General features: G+C 42.4%; 22 protein-coding genes and 1 tRNA gene. 1 reads left to right on the top strand and 22 read right to left on the bottom strand.

The features are described 5' to 3' along the window. Positions 1-356: 356 nt before the first annotated feature. The 6 genes from G603_RS0105385 to dnaX are packed head-to-tail and all read right to left on the bottom strand — an operon-like array spanning position 357 to position 5,925. Positions 357-806: a CvpA family protein gene (locus G603_RS0105385; protein WP_026523852.1), complete on the bottom strand. Its 450-nt coding sequence runs from the start codon at positions 804-806 to the stop codon at positions 357-359. Between the two features lie 12 nt (positions 807-818). Next, entirely contained in the window at positions 819-2,045 is a 1,227-nt protein-coding gene (locus tag G603_RS0105380) for a DUF5711 family protein (protein WP_026523851.1), read from the bottom strand. A gap of 5 nt (positions 2,046-2,050) precedes the next feature. Further along, complete coding sequence (locus G603_RS0105375) at positions 2,051-3,091, bottom strand: aldose epimerase family protein (protein ID WP_026669555.1); 1,041 nt, start codon at positions 3,089-3,091, stop codon at positions 2,051-2,053. Positions 3,092-3,111: 20 nt separating this feature from the next. Beyond that, complete coding sequence (recR, locus tag G603_RS0105370; RefSeq protein WP_026523849.1) at positions 3,112-3,711, bottom strand: recombination mediator RecR; 600 nt, start codon at positions 3,709-3,711, stop codon at positions 3,112-3,114. Continuing rightward, positions 3,711-4,061, bottom strand: coding sequence for a YbaB/EbfC family nucleoid-associated protein (locus G603_RS0105365; RefSeq protein WP_026523848.1), 351 nt, complete (start codon positions 4,059-4,061; stop codon positions 3,711-3,713). Before G603_RS0105365 ends, recR begins: the two co-directional genes overlap by 1 nt. 19 nt (positions 4,062-4,080) lie before the next feature. After that, positions 4,081-5,925 carry a DNA polymerase III subunit gamma/tau gene (dnaX, locus tag G603_RS19355; protein WP_081669837.1) on the bottom strand — a complete coding sequence of 615 codons (1,845 nt, stop codon included), beginning with the start codon at positions 5,923-5,925 and terminating at the stop codon, positions 4,081-4,083. Positions 5,926-6,076: 151 nt separating this feature from the next. Between dnaX and G603_RS0105350 the strand changes: the two genes are divergently transcribed. Then, positions 6,077-6,163: transfer RNA gene (locus G603_RS0105350), tRNA-Ser, on the top strand. Positions 6,164-6,210: 47 nt separating this feature from the next. Here the strand turns inward: G603_RS0105350 and glmS are convergent. The 16 genes from glmS to G603_RS0105265 form a co-directional block, all read right to left on the bottom strand. Continuing rightward, positions 6,211-8,079: a glutamine--fructose-6-phosphate transaminase (isomerizing) gene (gene glmS / locus G603_RS0105345; protein ID WP_026669554.1), complete on the bottom strand. Its 1,869-nt coding sequence runs from the start codon at positions 8,077-8,079 to the stop codon at positions 6,211-6,213. Between the two features lie 102 nt (positions 8,080-8,181). Further along, entirely contained in the window at positions 8,182-9,225 is a 1,044-nt protein-coding gene (locus tag G603_RS19350; protein WP_051207499.1) for an LTA synthase family protein, read from the bottom strand. A gap of 9 nt (positions 9,226-9,234) precedes the next feature. Further along, positions 9,235-10,401 (bottom strand): hypothetical protein, encoded by a 1,167-nt coding sequence (locus G603_RS0105335; RefSeq protein WP_026669553.1) that lies wholly within the window; start codon positions 10,399-10,401, stop codon positions 9,235-9,237. Next, complete coding sequence (locus G603_RS0105330) at positions 10,364-10,777, bottom strand: helix-turn-helix domain-containing protein (protein ID WP_026523844.1); 414 nt, start codon at positions 10,775-10,777, stop codon at positions 10,364-10,366. Before G603_RS0105330 ends, G603_RS0105335 begins: the two co-directional genes overlap by 38 nt. Before the next feature lie 167 nt (positions 10,778-10,944). Continuing rightward, positions 10,945-12,261, bottom strand: coding sequence for a sugar phosphate nucleotidyltransferase (locus G603_RS0105325; protein WP_026669552.1), 1,317 nt, complete (start codon positions 12,259-12,261; stop codon positions 10,945-10,947). A 1-nt stretch (position 12,262) separates the two neighbouring features. Beyond that, positions 12,263-13,354 carry a GDP-mannose 4,6-dehydratase gene (gmd, locus tag G603_RS19345; RefSeq protein ID WP_051197623.1) on the bottom strand — a complete coding sequence of 364 codons (1,092 nt, stop codon included), beginning with the start codon at positions 13,352-13,354 and terminating at the stop codon, positions 12,263-12,265. Between the two features lie 59 nt (positions 13,355-13,413). Further along, the gene (locus G603_RS0105315) at positions 13,414-14,229 is read right to left on the bottom strand and encodes a glycosyltransferase family A protein (protein ID WP_026669551.1); all 816 of its coding nucleotides are present in this window, start codon (positions 14,227-14,229) and stop codon (positions 13,414-13,416) included. Between the two features lie 27 nt (positions 14,230-14,256). After that, positions 14,257-16,026, bottom strand: a complete 1,770-nt coding sequence (locus G603_RS0105310; protein ID WP_026669550.1) for an AAA family ATPase — start codon at positions 16,024-16,026, stop codon at positions 14,257-14,259. 182 nt (positions 16,027-16,208) lie between these two features. After that, entirely contained in the window at positions 16,209-16,841 is a 633-nt protein-coding gene (locus G603_RS0105305) for a flavin reductase family protein (RefSeq protein WP_026669549.1), read from the bottom strand. Between the two features lie 71 nt (positions 16,842-16,912). Beyond that, on the bottom strand, positions 16,913-17,851 hold the full coding sequence (locus tag G603_RS19340) for a hypothetical protein (protein ID WP_051207497.1): 939 nt from the start codon (positions 17,849-17,851) through the stop codon (positions 16,913-16,915). Positions 17,852-17,987: 136 nt separating this feature from the next. Beyond that, positions 17,988-18,911 (bottom strand): glycosyltransferase, encoded by a 924-nt coding sequence (locus G603_RS21340; protein WP_081669836.1) that lies wholly within the window; start codon positions 18,909-18,911, stop codon positions 17,988-17,990. A gap of 104 nt (positions 18,912-19,015) precedes the next feature. Continuing rightward, positions 19,016-20,023, bottom strand: coding sequence for a glycosyltransferase family 2 protein (locus G603_RS0105285; protein ID WP_026669547.1), 1,008 nt, complete (start codon positions 20,021-20,023; stop codon positions 19,016-19,018). A 73-nt stretch (positions 20,024-20,096) separates the two neighbouring features. Beyond that, the gene (gene rfbG / locus G603_RS0105280) at positions 20,097-21,164 is read right to left on the bottom strand and encodes a CDP-glucose 4,6-dehydratase (protein WP_026669546.1); all 1,068 of its coding nucleotides are present in this window, start codon (positions 21,162-21,164) and stop codon (positions 20,097-20,099) included. Positions 21,165-21,188: 24 nt separating this feature from the next. Further along, positions 21,189-21,707: a GtrA family protein gene (locus G603_RS0105275; protein ID WP_026669545.1), complete on the bottom strand. Its 519-nt coding sequence runs from the start codon at positions 21,705-21,707 to the stop codon at positions 21,189-21,191. Next, positions 21,707-23,041 carry a lipopolysaccharide biosynthesis protein RfbH gene (gene rfbH, locus G603_RS0105270; protein WP_026669544.1) on the bottom strand — a complete coding sequence of 445 codons (1,335 nt, stop codon included), beginning with the start codon at positions 23,039-23,041 and terminating at the stop codon, positions 21,707-21,709. Before rfbH ends, G603_RS0105275 begins: the two co-directional genes overlap by 1 nt. A gap of 71 nt (positions 23,042-23,112) precedes the next feature. Next, positions 23,113-23,277, bottom strand: coding sequence for a hypothetical protein (locus tag G603_RS0105265; RefSeq protein WP_155832621.1), 165 nt, complete (start codon positions 23,275-23,277; stop codon positions 23,113-23,115). Positions 23,278-23,378 lie beyond the last annotated feature (101 nt).

The raw sequence follows: 23,378 nt of genomic DNA, 5'->3' as shown, positions 1-23,378 counted from the left end.
TATCTAATCACTTAAAGTGACTGGATCGTTCGTCTGACCAGAACTAAAGCTTGGCTTTGTTCTGTCCGTTTTTACCTTGTTAGGTTTGTTTTGTTCTCTAAAATTTCTTTTTGGAATTTTCAGGGTTGCATTACTATTCCATTGTCAAAGTGCTTTGTCTTGGCTTGTCAGCCGCAACTCTGATAGATTATCATTTGCAGCTCTTTTTGTCAAGAACTTTTTTAATTTATTTTTGTTCGCTTTTGTGTAGACGCTGAAGCCTTCCGGTCAGTCGTTTCTATCACTCGCAGCGAGCGAATATAAATATACCATCCACCCTCTAAGGTGTCAATGAGAATTTTGGAATTAATAAAAAATTAATTAAATAGCCCCATCAGGGATGTAATTGTAAATTTTATGGCACCTTCAAAGTCATAGCCAATGATGTAATTCAGTATCCTTAGCCAGATGTATATCTCTATGAAACCAAAGGCTGCGCCAAGGAGTTTATTTACCGAGCTGACCATGGGTACGTTCTTGGATCCACGGACGCCTTTGGAGATCCCCTGGATGACTCTGTATATGGCAACCACAACGGCAATCCTTATTATAGAAGATATTATATGAAGGCCACCGCCACTTAGGAACTTCTCGATAACGCCGGCAGTGAGGTTTAAGACCACAAAGCCCACTGCAAGAGCTGCGATCTCAAGGAGCTCTGAGATGAGTCCGTATTTATAGCCGTATGCAATTCTCCACATTAACATAATGACAACCGCAAGTGTCACTATCACCTGCGGTTGAGAAATAAAATTCACGATATCCATATTTTTTCCCTATCAGTTAAGTTCTAAAGTATCTATGGAGCCATCTGTTACCAGAAGGAATTTGCTTCTGACATTTGTGGGGATCATTACCTTTACTGCGCGGTCGAACTTGCCTTTAAATTTCTCAACACCGTTCATATCGCAGAGAAGGAATTCACTTTCTCCGTAGATTCCTATCTGTTCATTGTCAAAGAACACATCTACATATTCTATATTAAAGAATATTTTCGTCACGAGACTTCCCTGAGTATTGTAGACCTGTAGTCTGTATGCGCCTTCAGAGGTATTATTTATGAAAACAACGCCCACATAGGACTCGTTATAGAAAACAGATTTGATTTCTTCATCACCTGTCATGGCTTCTGTCTGGCTGGTTGGAACTTCGTTACCTGAGAAAAACATGATGCGGTCATCGGCTGCAGCAAATATCTTGCTGTCGTTCATAAACTGCACGTAGGGAACAACGGTCTCTGGATAGTCGTAGCCACTTGCGTAGTTATCTGTAATGTTTTGTCCAACTGCGCCGAAGTTGAAAAATGCTACGCTGGTTTTTATCCTGCCATTGTCTGCCTTAAGATATGATACGCAAACAAGCTCTCCGCTTGGAGAAATGCTGACATCCACGGGATATCCGCTATCCTGCATGGTGGTCTTAAAGCTGGCAAGGGTATTGCCTAAAGCATCGAAAAGATATATCCATGTGACATTCTGATCATCAAGTACTGCTGCTACTACGCCCTGGGCTGCCACGCAGAAATCTCTGATAGGAAGATTGGTCTCAATCTCTCCAAGGGACCCGCCTGTATTGGCCACATAGATGTTGTGTCCGTTGTAATCACCTATGGCTACAACATTTTTACAGGTATGGATAGTGGGATTCTGCATCTGGTAAGTTCTGTTCCAGAGCTGTTCTCCTGCTGCGTTGATACAGCTTACACCATCCTTACTGTACTGAAGGACATAGCCGTCAAGGTTAATAGCACTAGCGCCTGCAGAGTCCGATATTCTGACACTGGAGGTAACTGTGCTTTCCGTGAAATGCTTATCTCTCCAGCTGATGTATACTGCGGCTGTCAAAAGGCACAGGGTGACGATGATCACCACTGTCCTTACAGCTACTGCTATTCTGTGCTTACGTATCTTCTCTGTATACGAGGGTTCGCGGTACTCCTGCTCTTCCTCTTCATCATTATCTGAATTTCTTTTTATATACTTGGTAAAATCTCTGACTTCAGCCATAAAACTTAAATAAACCTATATACCGTAATAGAATCATACTCGCGCTCCGGTCCGAAAACAGGATCCGGGAAATTGTCATGATTGATGCAATCCGGATGGAACTGAGTCTCAAGGCAGAAGCCGTCTCTCTTTTTATAGGTAACGCCGTCCTTACCGCCCTCAGCATCAAGGAAATTGCCTGAATAGAACTGGAATGCGGGAAGTGTTGTTGAGCACTGCATTGTGATGCCGGTCTTGGGACTCTTAACGGTTGCAAAAACTCTCTTTGTGCCATCTGCACCGTCGATGCAGAAGTTGTGGTCATAGCCACCGCCGAGCTTAAGCTGCTCGTTATCTACATCTATATCTTTGCCGATAGCCTTTTCTTTTCTGAAATCAAAAGGAGTTCCCTCTACGCTTGTATATTCGCCTGTGGGAATGAGACCTGCTCTTACAGGTGTTGTGGTACTTGAATTGAACTGTGCGATGTGATCGCAGATAGAACCTGCACCGTGACCGGAGAGGTTAAAATAGCAATGATTTGTGATGTTCATAAGAGTCTTGGCATCACTTGTTGCATGATAGTGAATGGAAACAGCATCATCCTCAGAGAGGCTGTAGGTTACTTTAAACTCTCTGTTTCCTGAAAAACCTATATCGCCATCTTCAGCTTTAAGAGTAAAGGTTACGCTGTCTTCTGATTCATCAGCGTCCCATACTCTCTTGTGAAGACCATTATCAAAATCACTGTGAAGATTGTTTTCGCCATCGTTGATAGCCATTGTGAACTTTTTGCCATCGATGGTGTATGTGCCCTTATCTACGCGGTTTGCGCTGGGGCCAACAACAACGCCAAGAAAGCAGTCGTTGCCATAATATCCGGAAAGATCCTCGTAGCCAAGAGCCACGTCAACCTTATTGCCGTCCTTGTCCTTAACGATGATGCCGCGAATGGCAGCACCATAGTTCATAACACTGAGCTCAGTGCCCTTTTCATTGGTGATGTGGTAGCCATAGATAGGTGCACCCTGCTTTGATTCTCCCAAAAACTCCCTCTTTACAGTCATTTCATTTTCCTCCGTTTACATTAAAGTTCTGTTCTGCCTTCCAATGCTCGTAACAATGTAACTTCATCAATATATTCGAGGTCGCCGCCGACAGGAACGCCGCTGGCAATCCTCGTAACCTTTATCCCCGTAGGTTTTATAAGCTTACTGATGTACATAGCTGTGGTCTCGCCCTCAAGACTTGAATTGGTGGCGATTATAACTTCATCCACATCCTCACTCTGGAGTCTCGTGACAAGCTCCGTGAGTTTGATGTCCCCGGGACCGATACCTAACATAGGTGAGATTGCTCCGTGAAGCACGTGGTATACACCTTCGTACTTTCCTGTTTTCTCATAAGCTGCAAGATCACGGGTGTTCTCAACAACCATGATAGTGTGGTGATCGCGCTTCTCATTGGCACAGATGGGACAAAGCTCATCATCAGTCAGCGTAAAGCACTCCTTACAATAGTGTACATTTTCCCTGGCATCCACTATGGAATCAGCCAGCCTTTTTACCCTGTCCTTGGGAAGGCCTATAAGGTAAAAAGCGAGCCTCTGGGCGGATTTACCGCCTATGCCGGGAAGAGAAGCAAGCTCTTCAATAAGCTTATTAATATGTCCGCTGTATAGATCCATTAAAATGAAAGTCCTCCGAGACCTCCAAGGCCGCCTGTCATTTTGCCCATGATGTCGCCCTGAGCTTTATCTGCCTGATCCATGGCTTCGTTAACTGCTGCAACAATCATGTCCTGAAGCATCTCAACGTCGTCGGGATCAACCGCATCGGGTGCGATTGTGATAGCTGTAAGCTTTTTAGCGCCTGTAACTGTAGCTTCTACAGCTCCGCCGCCTGCGCTTGCCTTAAACTCTTTTGTCTCGAGTTCCTTCTGGCTCTCCTCCATCTGACGCTGCATGCGCTGCGCCTGCTTCATAAGATTGTTCATGTTACCGGGCATTCCGCCGGGAAATCCTCCACGTTTTGCCATTTATAAATCCTCCATTTTCTTATTCGTCATTGTCATCGTTATCATCTTTTTCTTCGAATGCATTCTCTTCATCGCTCATCTGCTGTTCATTGAATGCATCCTCACGATCCATCATTGACGGAGCGCCAAACTCTTCATCATCAAAGCCTGTTATGATGTCACCACCGGAATTATCAAAATCATCTGCCGGGCCATCTTCAGTGCTGCCATCCGTAGCCTCTGCGGCATCCGGAATATCAGGCATGACCTCATCCTCCTCAGTAATAATATCAAAATGAATATTGTTAAGAGGAACATACTGCTCTTCCATAGGTCTGTCCTGGCTGGCATATCGCATCTCAAAATCGACGTGCTTACCGATACTTTCGTCAAGAACAGCTGAAAGCTCGCTCTTTCCGGGCTCTTCATTGTATTTATCAACCCGCTCTTTTACATCAAGCACGATGAAAAGCTTGCCGTCATTACCCTGGCTTAATGCAGCTTTTTCGAGATATGTGCGCATGGGATTTTGCATCTTTATAAGGATCCTGCCCCAGTCGTTTACTACTCTTTTTACATCCTCTGCAACAGCAAGCTCAAGGGCTTCCTTTTTCTGAGCATCTATAGGAGCGGCGCCATCAGCAAGGCCGCCGGAAGGTGATTTGGCACCGCCGGGTGCTGCATTTACTGCGATCTTGCCACTTTTAATGCCGCTTAAGATCTTCTCGGATTCTTCATTTTTCTCTTCAAGGATGCGCACTCTGTCGGTGAGTGCGTCATTGCTGTCCTCCATCTGCGGCTTGCAGATACGAATCAGAGTAACCTCTATAAGGATACGTTTTTGTGTTGCAAAACGCAAGTTAGCTGACAGCTCCGAGAACACCCTGATATAACGCATTATGGTATCTACGTCCGTACCCTCAGAGAGCTCCTTTAATGTGCGGAGATTGTCTGTGGACATATCCACGGCATCTTCCATATTGTCGGAAGCGGTGATCAGCATAAGGTTACGCAGGTACCAGATAAAATCGCTGACAAACTGCGTAAGCTCTCTGCCCTGAATTACTATCTCCGAGAGAAGCTCCAAAGCTGCTGTAACGTCCTGCCTGATAAGACATGAAAACAGATCACCGAAAACCTTGGTATCAACTGCGCCGAGAACTCCAAGTACTCTGTCATAGGTCAGCTCCTCGCCGTAATTAAATGCGATGCACTGATCAAGGAGACTTAAGGAATCTCTCATGGAACCATCTGCTGCCTTTGCAATATACCTAAGAGCCTTATCTTCAACTGCTACATTCTCCGCATTTACTACTTCGCGAAGCCTGTCTGCTATGGTATCAATGGTGATCCTGTGAAAATCATAGCGCTGGCATCTGGAGAGGATCGTGATAGGGATCTTGTGAACCTCTGTGGTAGCCAGAATGAAGATAACGTATGACGGCGGCTCCTCAAGGCTCTTTAAGAGCGCATTAAAAGCACCCGTAGAGAGCATGTGAACCTCGTCGATTATATAAACCTTGTATTTTCCTATTGTGGGTGAATATGAGATCTCATCAATGATCTGTCTGATGTTCTCAACGCCGTTATTAGAAGCAGCATCTATCTCTATGACATTGCCCATGGCTGCTCCCGACTCAATAGCCTTACAGGTGGGACACTCGCCGCAGGGATTACCATCCTTTGGTGTCTCGCAGTTTACGGCCCTTGCCATGATTTTGGCAACAGAGGTCTTACCTGTACCTCTCGTTCCGCAAAACAGATAGGCATGTCCAACTCTGTCAGATTTTATCTGATTCTTCAGCGTCGTAACAATATGATCCTGCCCTTTTACATCATCGAAAACGGGCGGTCTGAATTTTCTATATAAAGCTACGTATGCCATTAAAAAGCCCTACTCCCAAAACAAAACTCAGGACACAAAAATGTGTCTTTTTCATCCATGATATTATACCGAATATTAGGCGCACCAACAATAACTTTATTGACTAAAAACATTCATCCTCGTATAATGAAAAAGCGCGTAAAACGTGCATGGAGTCGTATCAAAGTGGTCGTAATGAGGCGCACTCGAAATGCGTTTGTCCTTTTTGGGCACGAGGGTTCGAATCCCTCCGACTCCGCTTTAAAAAAGTGCCGACAGATTTGATTCTGCCGGCACTTTTGATTTTTATTCTACTGTAACGCTCTTTGCCAGGTTTCTTGGCTTATCAACATCAAGACCTCTAGCAACTGATACATAGTATCCAAGAAGCTGAAGCGGGATAACCGCAAGGGAACCGATGAAGTGCTTGTCCATCTTGGGCACGTAGGTTACGAAATCTGCTGTATCCTCGATCTCATATTTGCCATAAGCTGTAAGCCCCATGAGGTATGCGCCTCTACTCTTACACTCAACCATGTTTGAAATGGTCTTCTCGTAGAGATCGTCCTGTCCAAGGATACCAACAACAAGGGTGCCATCCTCAATAAGAGAGATGGTGCCGTGCTTGAGCTCACCTGCTGCATAGGCCTCTGAGTGGATGTAGGATACTTCCTTCATCTTAAGACTGCCCTCTAAGCCGATGGCATAATCGATACCTCTTCCGATGAAGAATACGTCCTTGGCATTGGCAATCTTAGCTGCAAACCACTGGAGTCTCTCCTTATCATCAAGTACCTTCTGAATGCACTCAGGGATTCTGGTGATCTCTGAGATATAGTTGGTGTAATCCTTTTTAGCGATCTTCTCACGAACAATTGCAAAACGAAGGCCAAGAAGATATGTAGCGACAAGCTGGCAGCTGTATGCCTTGGTAGTAGCAACTGAAATCTCAGGTCCTGCAAGTGTATAAAGAACGTGGTCAGCTTCTCTTGCGATAGAAGAACCAACAACGTTAACGATAGCAAGAGTCTTTACGCCATTTTCCTTTGCCTCACGAAGGGCAGCGAGAGTATCAGCGGTCTCTCCTGACTGTGAAATGCAGATTACAAGGGCATCCTTATCAAGGATAGGCTTTCTGTATCTAAATTCTGATGCAAGCTCAACCCTTACAGGGATTCTTGCAAGATCCTCAATTACATACTGAGCTGCCATTCCAACGTGCCATGCAGAACCACAGGCAACGATTGTGATGGATGAAATATTCTTAATCTCTTCGTCAGTGATACCAACCTCTGAAAGATTAACTTCACCCTTCTTTAAAAGTGAATTGATGGTATCCTGAATAGCCTTGGGCTGCTCGTGGATCTCCTTCATCATGAAATGCTCATAGCCGCCGCGCTCTGCTGCTTCAGCAGTGTACTTAATCTCAACAAGCTCTTTCTCTATCTGATCGCCATTGAGGTCATAGAACTCAGCTTTGCCGGGAATAAGGCGAGCCATCTCATTATTGCCAATGTAGTATACGTTCTTAGTATGATTAAGAATAGCGGGAACATCTGATGCAACGAAGGTCTCACCATTATTTATACCGATGATCATGGGGCTGTCTTTTCTTGCAACATAGATCTCGTCCGGATAATCCGAGAACATAACTTCAATAGCATAGGATCCGCGTACACGTACCATGGTCTTGGCAAGTGCATCGATGGGGCCCATCTTATACTTCTTGTAGTAGTAGTCAATAAGCTTAATTGCAACCTCAGTATCTGTATCTGAATAAAACTCATAACCATTCTTTATGAGCTTTTCCTTGAGTTCCTGATAGTTCTCGATAATTCCGTTATGTACACCAACAACTGTAGATTCGACAGTACCTGAAGCGGAGCCTGTGCAATTGCCTGAAACATGAGGATGAGCGTTGGTCTGTGAAGGACCTCCATGGGTAGCCCATCTGGTATGTCCGATACCGCAGCATCCAATCACTGACTGACCGTCGTCTGTCTTCTCTTCAAGGTTCTTAAGGCGGCCTACAGCTTTAACAACTTCAGCCTTCTCCTTACCATTTCTGACAGCGATTCCTGCTGAGTCATAGCCTCTGTACTCAAGCTTGGAAAGTCCCTCAAGAAGAATGGGAGCTGCCTGATGCTTACCAATAAATCCAACTATTCCGCACATATTATATATTCCTTTCGCGAAAATGCATTTAATAAAGTTCGATTCTATTAAATCTTAGATGTTATATATAACACATTATATCAGAGAAGGTCAAACATTCGCTTATTTCCCTGTAAGCTCATGATATTCCACGCGAAAATACTCATCTATCTTATCGTTTTGTTCATCATAGGAATGCCAGGTGCCCGCAGCATCTTTGTAACCAAATACTCCGATAATGGTAAACTGCTTTTGAAGGTCAAGGAGATATCCTGTGTAATCCGTCTTTATTCCAAGAAGCTCATACATATTGGCAGCAAGATAATTAAGGCTCATGTCTTTTTCTACCTGACCATGACCCAGGTCATAGTTTGCCCAGATCATGTAAGGAGTCATATATATGCGGCTGCTTGCCTCAACGCTCCCGTCATTTTCATGAATAGCCTCCATAGAACCATCCATAAGTCCGGGCTCGTGATCGCCAAACATCACGATGATCACCTTTTCATCAGAACCTCTGAAGTGATCAAGCAGATTTTTGAATGCAGATGATGACTCTCTTACAAGGGTAAGGTAACTTATAAAGCTTGAAAACTGCTTATAGTCTTCACCGACAGATACATAGTCATCTATTGTCAGAGTCTCAGGTGCGCCGTACCCTCCGTGATTCTGCATTGTAACGTTGAAAAGGAAGGATGGCTTTTTGCTGTTTTCATAAAGCTCTATAAGTTTATTATAGTCTGCTTCATCTGATACACCCCAGTTAATTACGGGTGCCTTTTTATCCATGTCATCCTTGGAGTAGTAACTGCCAAATTCGAAATTCCTGTAGACATTTATTCTGTTATAGTTCGATGCAGTGTAGGGATGAAAAGCAATTGTTTCGCCACAGATTTTATTCAGGTCATGACCGATATTATATGCATTTTCCAGGTTATACTGCTGATAGGGGTAAACTCCTACATTCAGCCCTGCCATGGAAAGCCCTGTCAGAAATTCAAACTCGCTGTTGGCTGTTCCGCCGCCGCATACAGGGACATATACAAATCCTCTCATAGCATAATCTGAAATACCATACCAGTCAGACATATAATCATCTGATTCAAAATCGCCAAGAACACTAAGATCAGAAAAGGCTTCATTCATGATAGCTATGACTGTAGGCATATCCTCTACTCAAACGCTTTTCCTCCACTTCTCGAGCATATCAATTTTCTTAGCATATATACTAGCCAGTCTATCAATGTCTCTATCGTTCATCTGTGAATCCTTCGAATACATCTCCTTGATGAATGTGGTTGATGGCAATTTGCCTGTATCTAGTGCCCATGGATTATTAACAAGCTTAAGCATCTTTTGCTCATTAGCGGCAAAGCCATTGGTCTTTAGTCCAATTAATTCCTTATTATCCTGAGGGATGCGCATCCCAGCATACATCGCTCCGCCGCAGTCATAAACAGGTGCTACCCTCTCGATTCTAAGCGTATCAGCATTGCGCAAAAATGCAATATTATTCAGGTGTCTGTCATAACCCGACATGACAAAATCCAATAAAATCTGATAATCCAGATCTTCTCTTACTTCGCCTATGTTCATGCCATAATCTTCGCACACATTCAGCAAATGCTGGAAATTGGAAATATCATTACTCTTCTTACGAGAGCTTATCAGAGCATACGCAGATACTAACTCTTTATTCTGTGATGTCATAAGCCTACTGGAACATCCATAGTCATACTCTTTCCCATTGATGTGAACCAGGCTGTATTTTACATGGTTTGTATGATCCTGCTCTTCATTGATCGCAGTTGCAACCACTTCATTAATACTCTCCGTAGACAGATTTGAATGATTACCTTTAATAAGATATCTCTCGCCGTCTATTATAGTCCAGGTCTTCTCCAACTGTCCCTGCAAAGAACTGTTTGGAGAATACTGCGCTTCCCTGTTCTCCTCATCCTCATCTTCATCCGGCCAGATGAGCACATTCTCAGTGAACTTATTGTCAAAAAGATTTACATCTTTCCATTTTAGGTCAACATCCATTGGCCTTATCCAATAATAATCTGTAAGACTAAGCCCCAGATTATTCATAAGATACTCTTCCGGAAGCATAATCCCCTTTGCAGACAAAAACTTAGCTATTCTTCCCTGCTTTATCGGAACAGCCCTATCTTTCCACCAGAGCTTCAACCATTCCTGCCTGTTATTTCTGTCTTCGAGCGGCAATAATTCAATGGCATCATCCTTTATAGAGAATTTGATCATATGACCATTTTCATTTAATTTGCATACAGCAATGCCCTCATCCTTGCGCATCAGAATAAAATCTTTGCTTGACATTTTCCCACTCCGCTTCTTCTCTAAGTTCCTCAATTTTCCACTTTGCTACATCTCTTACAAAATAACTATTTGTCTTATTAACCTTACATAATCTGACAAGTTTATCAGCATAGGCCTGACAACGCAGATAATAACTCTTATTCCTGACGATAATCTCTCCGCCATCAATTTCCAAATCCACATGACATCCATTTAGAGATTCATACAATTCATCCAGCGAAACGCCAAGATAGTCCGCTATCTTCTTGGCATAAGAAAATCTCATCTGTCCGGGATCAGTCTTGCCATTAACTATATCATTTAAGGTACTGTACGGAATCTGAGTAACAACGCTCATTTCCTTACAGTTGACCTTCTTCCCACAAAAATCTTTCATTGCATATACCTCAAAATCATCTTTGAACAAAAACCGCTATAACGTTATTCCATTATATAACGCTTTAGCGGTATAATCAACTCTATATACGCAAAAACGCCGTTTTATACCCGACCAGGTATAAAACGGCGTCTACTATCTGTTATTAATAATCTATCAAAAGTTCATCAAAGTTCAAACTTGTGCTTATCCTCTACTGATATCTCGGAGCCGAGCTGGACCTCGATGATCTGAAGAACTTCATCGCCGTTGTTGATGACAGTGTGCTTGGAGCCTGCTGCCATGGCAACTACATCTCCGGCTGAGACATTGCGCTCGATACCATCAACGATGGTCTTACCTGAGCCGCGAACGATGTTCCACACTTCGTCTCTTCTGTCGTGGCTGTGGTAGTTCATGGAATGACCGGGGTTAAGAGTAACCTTGATGGTCATTGAATCCTTCTCTACATCTATAACCTGATAGCTGCCCCATGACTTCTCAGCGAACATGATGGGCTGCTCGATCTGCTCAACGAAAGGCTTGATATAGGAACTCTGCTCTTTATCTGATACAAGGATACCTTCCGGAGATGAAGCAATCACGGCATTCTTGATGCCCATAACGATTACAGGAACGTTCATATCGTTAATAACATGGACATTCTCGCAGTTCTCGTTAAGAAGCGCATCGCCAATAACATTCTCCTGCATAGCTTCTGTAAGAGTATTCCAGGTTCCAAGATCCTTCCACATGCCACCGAAGCGGATAACATTGATGCTGGACTCTTTTTCAACTACTGCATAGTCAAATGAGATCTTATCAAGAGTCTCGTACTTTGCAAAAAGATCATCATAATCTGTGAAGTCTATAAGCTCATGAGCCTTATTAAGAAGGTATGAGAGCTTGTAAGCAAAGATACCGCCATTCCAAAGAGCACCTTTTTCGATATAATCCCTGGCTGTCTCTACGTCGGGTTTTTCCTTAAATGCTGTTACCTTAGATACTTCATTTTTATCTTCAGGAATGATATAGCCATACTTCTCAGAAGGGTATGTGGGATTGATTCCCATAAGTGTAAGGTTTGCACTGCCGCTGGCAGCCAGGTCTGACAGCTTCTTAAGAGCCTCAAAGTAAGCTCTGTCCACATAAGGATCAACAGGGCAAACCACTACAGGCTCATCCATAGCTACGCCCTGCTTGTCGTGAAGATATGCGCTTGCAAGAGCGATTGCAGGGAAAGTGTCCCTTCTGCAGGGCTCAATTGAAATGCCCACATCAGGACCAAGCTGGTTATTTATAGCAGAAACCTGAGTCTTACTGGTCGCAATAGTAACGTTAGAATCAGCATCAACCTCCCTGATCTGTCTGTAAACACGCTGAACCATGGACTCATAGGTGCCATTCTCATCTTTAAAAATCTTGATAAACTGCTTTGACCTTACATCATTGGAAAGGGGCCAAAGACGCTGTCCGGAACCACCGGATAAAAGAATTATGTTCATATTATTTCACAACGCCCTTCTCAAGGTACTCAGCAAGATTCATCTTAATATGCTCGCCTGCACGCTCAACTGCCACTTTCTCCATATCATGCTTAACCATGATCTCAACAAGCTCTTCAAAGCTTGTCTTGGTAGGATTCCAGCCAAGCTCCTTCTTAGCCTTGGTGGGATCGCCCCAAAGATTAACAACATCTGTGGGTCTGTAGAAATCAGGGCTAACCTCTACAAGAACTTTACCTGTAGCCTTGTCGATACCCTTCTCATCTATATCCTTGCCCTGCCACTCAAGCTCAATGCCTGCATGATGGAATGCAAGTGTAGCAAATTCGCGAACAGAATGCTGAACGCCTGTAGCGATAACAAAATCTTCAGGCTTCTCATTCTGAAGGATGAGCCACATACACTCTACGTAATCCTTGGCATATCCCCAGTCACGGAGTGAATCAAGGTTACCAAGATAGAGCTTATCCTGCTTGCCCTGAGCAATGCGGGCAGCAGCCAGAGTGATCTTTCTTGTAACAAAGGTCTCACCTCTGCGCTCTGACTCGTGGTTAAACAAAATACCTGAGCAGCAGAACATGTTGTAAGCCTCTCTATACTCCTTAACAATCCAGAAGCCGTACTGCTTGGCAACAGCGTAAGGGCTGTAAGGATGGAAGGGTGTATTCTCATTCTGAGGAACCTCCTCAACCTTACCATAAAGCTCTGAAGTAGATGCCTGATAAATTCGGCATGTATCAGCAAGTCCGCAAAGGCGAACAGCTTCAAGAACTCTAAGTACACCTGTGGCATCAACGTCTGCCGTGAACTCAGGTGAATCAAAAGAAACCTGAACATGACTCTGTGCAGCAAGGTTATAAATCTCATCAGGTCTTACGTTACTTACAACCTGCATGATACTCATGGAATCTCCGAGATCTCCATAGTGAAGATGGAAACCGGGAACACCTTCAAGGTGTGCAATTCTCTCTCTATAATCAACGGATGAACGACGGATTACTCCGTGAACCTCATATCCCTTATCAAGCAAAAACTCTGCAAGGTATGAACCATCCTGACCAGTTACTCCTGTTATAAGTGCTTTTTTAGCCATTTTTCTTCCTTTCCGTCACAACCATTAGGTGTAGATTATAAGTTTGACATCACATTATATCATAAATTATTGGATTCTTCGCTATTCTTGTAAAAATGTTCAATGATTCTGGCTATAGGTTTTGGCCAGAACTTACAGAACATCTCAAAATCTTCCTGAGTCCTGGTATTGCCATTTATTAGGGCAGTGGTCTCAGAATCATCATGAATCCTGTGGACCATCAGTTTGTCATTTACAAAAACAAACTCGCCTTTTCTTCTTGAAAACCTCTCCCATGCCTGCCAGTCTATGCCGCCCTTGTATCCAGGAATAAAAAGCTGATTGGGAAGGTTCTCAGGAACATAGGTAACCGATGGACAACATATCGCAGAGCCGAAGGAAAGCATCCTTCGCCTCATGAACCTGGAAGCCCACATGAACCTTGGTCTTAATGGAAACAGCATAATCCTTTTGATATTAAGATTCTTTATATCAGAAACCTCTACTCCATTCCTAAGCTCCGCATAATCGGTATATGCAATAAGTGGCCTCTTTGTGCCATTAAAATGCTCAATAACCTTTTTTGCAAAATCCTTTTTATACAAATCATCCTGATGAGCTATGGTAACGAGCCTGGTCTTAGCGCAGCTAATGGCAAAGTTCCAGTCTGTTGCGATATCGCTGTTAAACTTGCGGTCCTCATTTACAAAATAGGGTATGTCATATTTCTTCGCCAGACCCTCTAAAAATTCTGAAGGCGTCGATGTACACATGATCACATTTGTCTGCAGTGACTGCGAAGTCACGGATTGTATGCATTCCTCTATATATTCACTTTCTCCGTATGCACAAATCGTAAAAGTGTGATCTTTTGCAGTAAATACCTGTTTACTCATAAACCAAATAATTTCCTTAGTATAAAATTACAACTTAGCAAGATACCCGGTAACATTCACATAATTGATACCATCCACTACAGTATCTTCCCCGCGGTAAAGAACCGTCTTATTAGTTATTGTACCAAAGTCATGTTCTGTCAACAGACATTTTTCTTCATCAACCATATTCTTATATTGATCCGCGAAAACATTCTCCGTATGCTTTATCTCAAATATCTCGCAGGTTAGGGTCTTCTCATCAGCAATAACCATATCAAACTCGCCCACAGCAAATATAAGCTTAAACGCCCTCTTACCTCTAGGAAGCCTCTTCTGAGTTTCGAGAAGAACGATGTCCTCAAGCATTCGTCCCTTTACTTCTTCAAGAATCATGTTGCAAAGTCTGTCTTTTTCCAAGATTGAAAACTTCTTGAATGCTTCGTCCTTCATAATAGAGTAAACCAGAGCCTGTGCCTGGCAATATCGCATGCCCGGCTGAGTGAAGATGATATGTTCAACCGGACTACAGCCTATACCTTCCGAAGGACAGTCGACTATAAGATCAAGAAGCCTCAGATATTCCTTAATCTCAGATACATGGTCGTCTGTAATCTTAACTGTTAGATCATCCTTATTCTTTATATCAAGAATCTCCATGAATCTGGCGATCACACCGCTTATATCAGCCTCATCAAGAATACTAAGCCTGTTCTCTGCAGCAGCACGCTTTCTATCAATCTGAGCTGCCGAGCCAAGATCATGTGACTTAAAACCCCTTGTAATAACAGATGCCAGAAATCTATTATTCATGTCCTCAATTATTCGATTCACGGCATTCGTCAGTTCATCCGCTTCATATAAATCCACAAGATGCCTGAAATGCTCACCATCCTTATAGCACGCAAGACTATGCTGAATATTACGGGCAATCGCAGTATCTATGTATCTCCTGGTGGTCTCATCATCTCGGAAAGAAATACCCTCATCATTTAGCAAAGGATCATCAAAATCCGTCTCGCCCACTCGGAAGGTCCCGCCATACCTGATGTACTCATCAATATCATTTATTCCAAGTAGTGAGGAATACTCTCTGAATGGGATGAATGTCGTATGAATAGTAACTGTTCTATCGTACAACTCCTCATCTTTTGAAAAAACAAAGCCCAAAGAATCCGTACCTGCCAGCACTATCTTCATGCCACTCATGGCATATACATCTGACAAAAGTGATGCAGAATCGATAAAATCACTCATCAGAGTAATCTCATCAATAAAAACATATTTATATCCCCGCCCGGAAAGGGTCATCAAATCCCTGTTAAGCATAGACATATTGTCGGATGGCATAATCTTGATATACGCAGCTTTACTTAAATCAAGATCAGATATAGCCTGGAAGATCATAATGGTCTTACCGGTTCTGCGAAGCCCGTATACAAGGCAAACCTTCCCTGATATGTCAGAATCAAGAAAAGCGGACAGACTACTAAAGCACTCTCTCCTCTTGTACATCTTCACGCTATCTACGTAATCCTGTAACCTGTTACCGCAGATAACATTAGTCTGATAACCCACGCCAAATGAAGGCGCGCTTTCTGAAAGGACATTCCCAGAAAGCTGCTCCTTAAGCTCAGCTTCAATCCTATTCCTCCGCTCGATCTGAGACATAATCGCCAGCTCATCTGCAGCCTTAATATACTTACCACCAAGGTACATCCTCTTAGCACCACGAATATTCTTATATGTTATGTTTCCTTTAGGAAGGCTCTCAAGCTCTCTGATAAGCTCTTCTCTTGATCTATCACTAAAATACATACATAATGCCCTCGTATAATACGGTTCCTATTCACAGTGATCATAGCAAAAAAGCAACCAAAAAGCAACTATAATGGTTGCTTTTTGGTTGCTTATCGGTTGCTTTTTATAAAACAGCTCAATAGATTGTTTATCCTCTATCCTAAATAACGCGCAGTTATCACCTCTATAGCGTCATCTTATCATCTTATCAGCTTCTCGAAATCAGCCTTGGGATGTTTACAGATAGGGCAAATGAAGTCATCGGGAAGTTCTTCTCCAACCCACTCATAGCCGCAGATCCGGCAGCGCCAAACCGTCTCGCCCTTAGGAGTGGTGCCAACAGCTTCCGGTTTTGGCTTAATGTCGCTCTGATAATATTCATAAGTGCAGGATGCAGTATCAGAAAGAACTGTCATAAATGTGGGCTCACAGATGAATAAAGTGTGAGAGCCAAGATCAACCTCCTGCTCTACCTTCAGTGAGAAATATGCATTTGTGCCACTTACGATGTAAGGCACGCCATTATCAGCCATAGCATAATTGGAGGCATCATAGTCTGCTCCGAACTTATCAACATCTCGACCTGACTGGAATCCAAAATGCTTGAATAAATCAAAATCGGCATCCTTACTGATGGCAGATATATTACAAACACCGGTATCTTTTATCATGTCATGGGTGAAGTTCGCCTTATTTACAGCAATAGAAATACGATTTGGTTCTGATGCCACCTGGATAGCCGTGTTGATGATGCAGCCATTCTTCTTATCACCGCGCACTGCAGTACAGACAAACAATCCATAAGATAACTTATACATCGCTTTTGTGTTCATTTCTGCCATTTTGAAGCCCTCCTCTTTGAAGTTAGAAAAATGCTATTTTCCATTGTTCTCTTGAATTTATATTATCCGCAAATCTCCTTAAGGCTCTTGCCAAAAGCTTTTTCAGTCATATTCATTCTTCTGGCAGCTTCCTTAATATCAATCAGCCCATCATTAACCAAGGCGCATAAAGTTTCAAGACTTCCTTCGGTCTTTCCTTCGACTCTTCCCTCGGCTCTTCCTTCGACTCTTCCCTCGGCTCTTCCTTCGGCTCTTCCTTCTTCTATAGCTTTCGCTCTTTCTACTTCAACTTCTTTTTCAATTTCATCTTTCATGAGTTCTCTTAAAGCCTCACACATAGTTCCTTCTCTCCTTATCTGCTCATACAACATAAAATTCGCCTGTACGCTTGCCTGCAAAACAGCATCTGTATTCTGCCTGTCTATAGGCATGGTAAGTTCTGCAGTCTCTTCTATAAACCTTCGAACATCCTCTTTATCTGCATTATCCGTAAGTACCCTTAAAGCAGAGTAATCCTCAGGAGATACCTGCCTTGTTACAACAATCTGCAACGGAATATTAATTATCCCATTAATGTAATAGATTCCCGGATGTGGATTATCTACACAAGCCCCGATCTGCGAAAGCATACTCATCAATTCGCGAGGATACGCATTTCTAAATAATGATATACTCATCGAATCATTTGGGATCTCATTCACAGAATTACCCAAAGCCTTGTAAATACAAGCATAACCAACAGTCTTATACAAAGTATCTATAGTGAGCGCATCTCCCGGTGCCTTATATTCAACTATGTTATGTTCCCGAAAAATCCAACCTATCGGTTTCTTAATTCTGATATCATCTGACTTCTTGATAATGAGCATATCCATCTTCAGCGGTTCCTTGGAAAGCTGATGCTCACTCTCAAACTCCAAATGATTACGGTCATCCTTGAGCTCATACTCTATCGCGCCATAGAACGCAGGATGCCACTTGACCTTTTTGTTTTCTTCCATAATGCAATCTTCCCTTTAATTATAATTTATATATATTCATAAAGCATTATGGAACATCTGTTCGGTAAACACAAGTTCGAATATTCGTCAATTTATCACCGTCTAATGCGATAAACAGCCATCAATTGAGCCCGATTTATTTACTTACACGATTCATCAAAAACATAAGCCTAAGGGCAACTTCTCCGCCGACAGAAGGTCGAAGACGCCTAGGGAAAAACAGCCTCTTTAAATCCCCAACTACATTCCTCTTACCACCTGAAAGCAGATACCAGTCTCTCATAACACGTTTACTCATACCCTGCTTCCCAACCAGACCAAAGCCGTCATCATTCATAAGATTCTTCTCAAGCTTGAGAAAAGTTCGAATTCTCTTACACTTATACCCAAACTCAGGGCCAAATATCTCACGGCGAAGCCAGTTAGAAATAAGCGTCATAACACCATTACCGTATTCAGTAACTGTCGACTCATGGCGTCGATATTTTGTAAGAACGCTGTCATCATACAGGATTTCACCATGAAAATGCACAAGCCAAATGCAGAGTTCGTCATGATACATAGCCTTGCCTATCAAATCCAATGACAAAAGAAGATTCCTCATGACATTATCTATCACCATGCAAAAACCAGAAGCGTATGTATAGAACAAAACACTGTAATTATTCAGAATATCTGCACTACCAAGGACATGATGGCTTATGAGCTCAAGATCAGCATCATAGTTGTCGTAATCATGAACATATAGGAGCGGACATGGAGTTTTAGCGTTACCATCTGCAGCACTATCATCATAATCACCTCTATCTGCATGAGACACATTACTGCCAAGCAATGTTTTCACAGCACCTGCAAGTTTATCCTTGTGCCACACATCATCCTGATCACTAAAAGCGTAAAAATCAGCTTTGGGACATCTTCCAAGAATATCCCAAAAACAATCGGGATAGCCAAGATGTTTTGGTGATTCAACCAAAATAACCTTACCCGGATTCCCCTTTTCATAGTTCCTTACAATATCCACAGTAGCATCAGTTGAACCATCGTCCCTTACATATATGCAAAATCTCTATAGCTATGGTTCAAAATCGAATCAAGCTGCTGCCTTATATACTTTTCTCCATTGTATGTGCACATAAGCACATTTACAAAAGCACTCAAAATCTATCCTCTTCCAATGCAAAACACCCTAAGGAAAACTCCGTCAAGATGCAGCCGCCTAAGCTTCATATAAATATATATGGCTCTTGCCACACTACTTCTTTCTCCTTCAGGTCCCTTAAAAGTAATCAGCCTGTTTCTCTCTATCCCCGGCATCTTCTCATTAAGCCACCTGAATACTTCATCTCTATAACTAATAAGAGCCTTTGCATCTGTACCCTTCGCCGCATATAGTATGTGGAAGATACCGGTCTTAAGCATGAAAAATCCGAACTGCTCATCCCTCATCCACTTATCAGCTCCGTTCATTCCCGCAAGGGCATCAAAAAGTGTCAAAATGTGAGACTCTTCACTGACAGCCCTGTGTACCGTATTGGAAACAGATCCATCATTTATCACCCACTGATATCCCACATAATCAGTGTATGAAACCTTCAGAGTATGGGAGTAGCTTAGTACATTGAAATATATATCCTCCCCAAGAGGCACAGGTAAAAACCTGATATTCTCTCTCTCTACAAAATCACGCCTGTAAATCTTACCCCAAGGAGTTATATTCATAAAGCGGCACCACGCATTATTTATAAGCTCTACATGTTCCCTGACTTCACCAGAAACAGTGACATGCTCATAACCTGAGATTACTATATCGCTGCCTTCTCGTTCTGCAACTCCAAGCAATTTCTCGATATAATCATCCTTAATCCTATCGTCCTGATCCATGAAAAGAAGATAATCCCCGGTCGCTTCATCAATCCCGCGATTACGGGCACCGCCCTGCCCAGTATTCTGCTGGCTGATAAGCTTAAATACCATTCCATCAGTTCCCTTTTTAGAAACACACGACCTAATGTGCTCTTCTATTGTTTTGGCAGAATCATCAGCAGATCCATCATCAACCAAAATCACTTCCAGATTCTGATAGGTCTGAGATAGCAACTGTCGAAAAATCTCATCTATATAGTTTTGTCCATTGTAAATAGGTATTATTACCGATACTTTTGCTGTCACACTTATCCCTGCATCTCAATATTACATTAGTCTCAAAAAATATTATAGCGCTGTGATTATCACAGCGCTACTTTTATCCAATAAAGCTCTCTATCTGTCCCTTAGTAAACTCCATCATATCCTTACCAGCATTCCAGGCCTTGTACCAAGCAACAGTTTCACGGATAGCATCCTCAACATGCCATACAGGTTCCCAGCCGAATGTAGAACGAGCCTTTGAGCAATCCAACTTAAGGAAGCTGGCCTCGTGAGGAGCGTTTGCTTCAGCCATGTTCTTCCAGTTTGCAGAATCACCCCAATACTTTACAAAGAAATCAGCGAGATCACCTGTATTTATGCAATCTTCATCGCGAGGTCCGATGTTGTAGTAATCTGCATACTTCTTATCATAAGCCTGCTCCATAGCAATCATAAGATATGCTGCAAGAGGTTCAAGCACATGCTGATAAGGTCTTGTAGAGTAGGGATTACGAACAATACTACTCTCACCCTTTATTGTTGCTCGAACACAATCAGGAACTATACGATCATTTGCAAAATCGCCACCACCAATCACATTACCTGCACGGGCTGTAGAAATAGCAGGTGAACCAGCCTCAGAGAAAAATGACTTTTTGTAGGAATGAGTCACAAGCTCGGAGCAGCTCTTGGAATTAGAATAAGGATCATAACCATCAAGCTTCTCATCCTCTTTAAAGCCGTGGTTCTCAAGATCGTTGTTCTCATAAACTTTATCAGTTGTTACATTAAGGAAACTAACTGCTCCGGGATGCTTTCTAAGGCACTCTAAGATATTTACAGTCCCCATTACATTGGTTTCGTAGGTATAACGAGGATCCTTGTAAGAATCCCTTACTATTGGCTGCGCTGCAAGGTGAAGGACAACGTCAGGATTTGCTTCTACATAAGCTTTCTCAAGCGTCTCAAAATCCCTGATATCTCCAATGCAGGAATGCATCTGATCTGATAGACCAAGTATTCCAAAAAGATCTGGATCAGTATTAGGTGCAAGAGAATAGCCGAATACTTCTGCTCCCATCATCTTAAGCATAACTGAAAGCCAGCTACCCTTAAAGCCTGTGTGTCCAGTGAGGAACACCCTCTTTCCATTATAAAAATCCTTCATCCTGACAAAATCCATCACCATACTCCTCTCAATAACAATTTAATTTTTCTCTTCCGTCTTAAATGCCCAAAACTTATTGATTATAAAGTTAACCGGCACACTGATTAACAGGTTGATTATAGGTGCAATAAACTCGGATATATGGAATACTTGTACCCATAGTACCATAAGCACACTGTTTAAGAATAATCCTGTAAAAGAATAGGATATATAGGTCTTAATCAGAGCCTTCCACAAATTCCTGCTCTGCCCCTCTTCCATGACAAATACCATCTTATTATTCCAATAAAATGACCATAATACACTAAGAACAAAGGCAATTACTGTAGCAATCAGATAATCGATACTACTAAACAGGCCAAATTGTCTCATGGCAAGAAGCGCAAATGTGTACAATAAATATGAGATAACAGTGTTGCTTACACCAACAATTCCGAACTTCACAAATTGCATCATAGACTCATGAATAGAATCTGTATACTCTTTTCCAATTACACGAAAGCAGAAGCGGAAAACCGCTCCTGCTATAGTTTCAATTATTTTCCAAATAAAATTCATTATGCGATAGCCTCAAGAATAATCTTAGCCATATATGTCAGCTTCTCATCTGTCATTCCGGGATATACACCTACCCAGAAGCTGTCAGCCATAATTCTGTCTGTATTCTTTAGGTCACCTACTACTCTGTAGCCCTCACCAGTAGCTCTCATCTCATCAAAACAAGGATGCTTAGTAAGGTTACCTGCAAAAAGCATACGAGTCTGAATACCATGACCTTCAACGTAATCCACAACCTTCTTACGGTCAACGCCTTCCTTACAGGTCATGATAAATCCAAACCAGCTGGGATCAGAATTTTCAGTAGCAACAGGAAGTACAAGCTTATCCTCAGCACCGCCATTAATAAGAAGATCCTTAAGGAATTTAAAGTTGTATTTTCTTCTCTCCACAAAACCAGGGAACTTATCAAGCTGAGCACATCCTATTGAAGCCTGAAGATCAGTAGCCTTAAGGTTATATCCAAAGTGCGAATAAACATACTTATGGTCATAGCCAAGAGGAAGCTCACCATACTGCTTATCAAAACGATGTCCGCAAAGGTTATCACAGCCTGAAGGACATACACAGTCACGTCCCCAGTCACGGAATGATCTTGCAATCTTATTAAGAAGAGCGTTGTCGGTATATACAGCACCACCTTCGCCCATAGTCATGTGGTGCGGCGGATAAAAGCTGCTTGTTCCGATATCACCGATGGTACCTGTGAATTTCCAAACACCATCTATCTCATACTGTGAACCAAGAGCGTCGCAGTTATCCTCAACAAGCCAGAGGTTATGCTTGTCACAGAACTCCTTAACACCCTTAAGATCAAAAGGATTACCAAGTGTATGTGCTATCATTACAGCCTTGGTCTTATCGGAAAGAGCCTTCTCGAGCTCATTAACATCAATATTGTATCCGGGAATTGTAACATCAACAAATACCGGAACAGCACCATACTGGATGATAGGTGTAACTGTTGTGGGGAATCCTGCTGCCACAGTGATAACTTCATCACCACGATTAACCCTTCTATCTCCAAGAAGAGGAGATGTAAGCGTCATGAATGCTGCAAGGTTAGCTGAAGAACCGGAGTTAACAAGTGAACAATACTTAACTCCAAGGTACTTAGCAAGCTTTGCCTCGAACTCATCTGTATATCTTCCGGATGTAAGCCAGAACTCAAGAGCGCTGTCTACAAGGTTAACCATTTCCTTCTCATCATACACACGTGATGCGTATGAGATACGATCTCCCTCTTTAAACTCCTTGTTCTGATTATGATAATTCCTGGCATAATCTGCTACCAAGTCAAGTATCTGCTTCTTTGCTTCTTCCTGTGTACTCATATAATTCTCCTTAAAAAATAATCAATAATTGATTAACCAAGAATATTTTATACCATATTTAGCCCCAAAAGTCACATATAAAACATATCTTCAACCGTCACAAGCCTTACACCTTCCCTTTGGGCCCGCTCTATTACAGGCTTGGTAAAGCCACTCTTGCTAATAAACATTATATGTTTATTCTTGATATCAGGAAATGCCATAGTAGCTGTTATAAGGTCATCATTCTCTTCCATTGGCATGGGTCCGTTTGTGAATTTTGATAGCAAGGATATCCACATCATCCTGCGCCTTAATGTTCGAATTGTTGCCCCATCATCTCCAAGCATTTCATAAT

The sequence above is a fragment of the Butyrivibrio sp. AE3006 genome, from assembly GCF_000424165.1.
In the GTDB taxonomy this organism is placed as follows: domain Bacteria; phylum Bacillota; class Clostridia; order Lachnospirales; family Lachnospiraceae; genus Butyrivibrio.
The sequence above is the reverse complement of the archived record's forward strand: the minus strand, read 5'-3'. Positions and strand labels throughout refer to the sequence as shown.

Coding starts and splice junctions, on each gene's coding strand:
- dnaX (WP_081669837.1), bottom strand. CDS start 5,925: ATGGCATACGTAGCTTTATATAGAAAATTCAGACCGCCCGTTTTCGAT.
- recR (WP_026523849.1), bottom strand. CDS start 3,711: ATGGATCTATACAGCGGACATATTAATAAGCTTATTGAAGAGCTTGCT.
- G603_RS0105375 (WP_026669555.1), bottom strand. CDS start 3,091: ATGACTGTAAAGAGGGAGTTTTTGGGAGAATCAAAGCAGGGTGCACCT.
- gmd (WP_051197623.1), bottom strand. CDS start 13,354: ATGGCTAAAAAAGCACTTATAACAGGAGTAACTGGTCAGGATGGTTCA.
- G603_RS19340 (WP_051207497.1), bottom strand. CDS start 17,851: ATGGAAGAAAACAAAAAGGTCAAGTGGCATCCTGCGTTCTATGGCGCG.
- G603_RS0105335 (WP_026669553.1), bottom strand. CDS start 10,401: ATGTCAAGCAAAGATTTTATTCTGATGCGCAAGGATGAGGGCATTGCT.
- G603_RS0105330 (WP_026523844.1), bottom strand. CDS start 10,777: ATGAAAGATTTTTGTGGGAAGAAGGTCAACTGTAAGGAAATGAGCGTT.
- rfbH (WP_026669544.1), bottom strand. CDS start 23,041: ATGAGTACACAGGAAGAAGCAAAGAAGCAGATACTTGACTTGGTAGCA.
- G603_RS0105275 (WP_026669545.1), bottom strand. CDS start 21,707: ATGAATTTTATTTGGAAAATAATTGAAACTATAGCAGGAGCGGTTTTC.
- G603_RS0105265 (WP_155832621.1), bottom strand. CDS start 23,277: ATGGAAGAGAATGATGACCTTATAACAGCTACTATGGCATTTCCTGAT.
- G603_RS19350 (WP_051207499.1), bottom strand. CDS start 9,225: ATGCCTACAGTCATAGCTATCATGAATGAAGCCTTTTCTGATCTTAGT.
- G603_RS0105365 (WP_026523848.1), bottom strand. CDS start 4,061: ATGGCAAAACGTGGAGGATTTCCCGGCGGAATGCCCGGTAACATGAAC.
- rfbG (WP_026669546.1), bottom strand. CDS start 21,164: ATGGATTTTGTCAGGATGAAGGATTTTTATAATGGAAAGAGGGTGTTC.
- G603_RS0105380 (WP_026523851.1), bottom strand. CDS start 2,045: ATGGCTGAAGTCAGAGATTTTACCAAGTATATAAAAAGAAATTCAGAT.
- G603_RS0105385 (WP_026523852.1), bottom strand. CDS start 806: ATGGATATCGTGAATTTTATTTCTCAACCGCAGGTGATAGTGACACTT.
- G603_RS0105325 (WP_026669552.1), bottom strand. CDS start 12,261: ATGAACATAATTCTTTTATCCGGTGGTTCCGGACAGCGTCTTTGGCCC.
- G603_RS0105305 (WP_026669549.1), bottom strand. CDS start 16,841: ATGAACACAAAAGCGATGTATAAGTTATCTTATGGATTGTTTGTCTGT.
- G603_RS0105315 (WP_026669551.1), bottom strand. CDS start 14,229: ATGAGTAAACAGGTATTTACTGCAAAAGATCACACTTTTACGATTTGT.
- G603_RS0105310 (WP_026669550.1), bottom strand. CDS start 16,026: ATGTATTTTAGTGATAGATCAAGAGAAGAGCTTATCAGAGAGCTTGAG.
- glmS (WP_026669554.1), bottom strand. CDS start 8,079: ATGTGCGGAATAGTTGGATTTATTGGTAAGCATCAGGCAGCTCCCATT.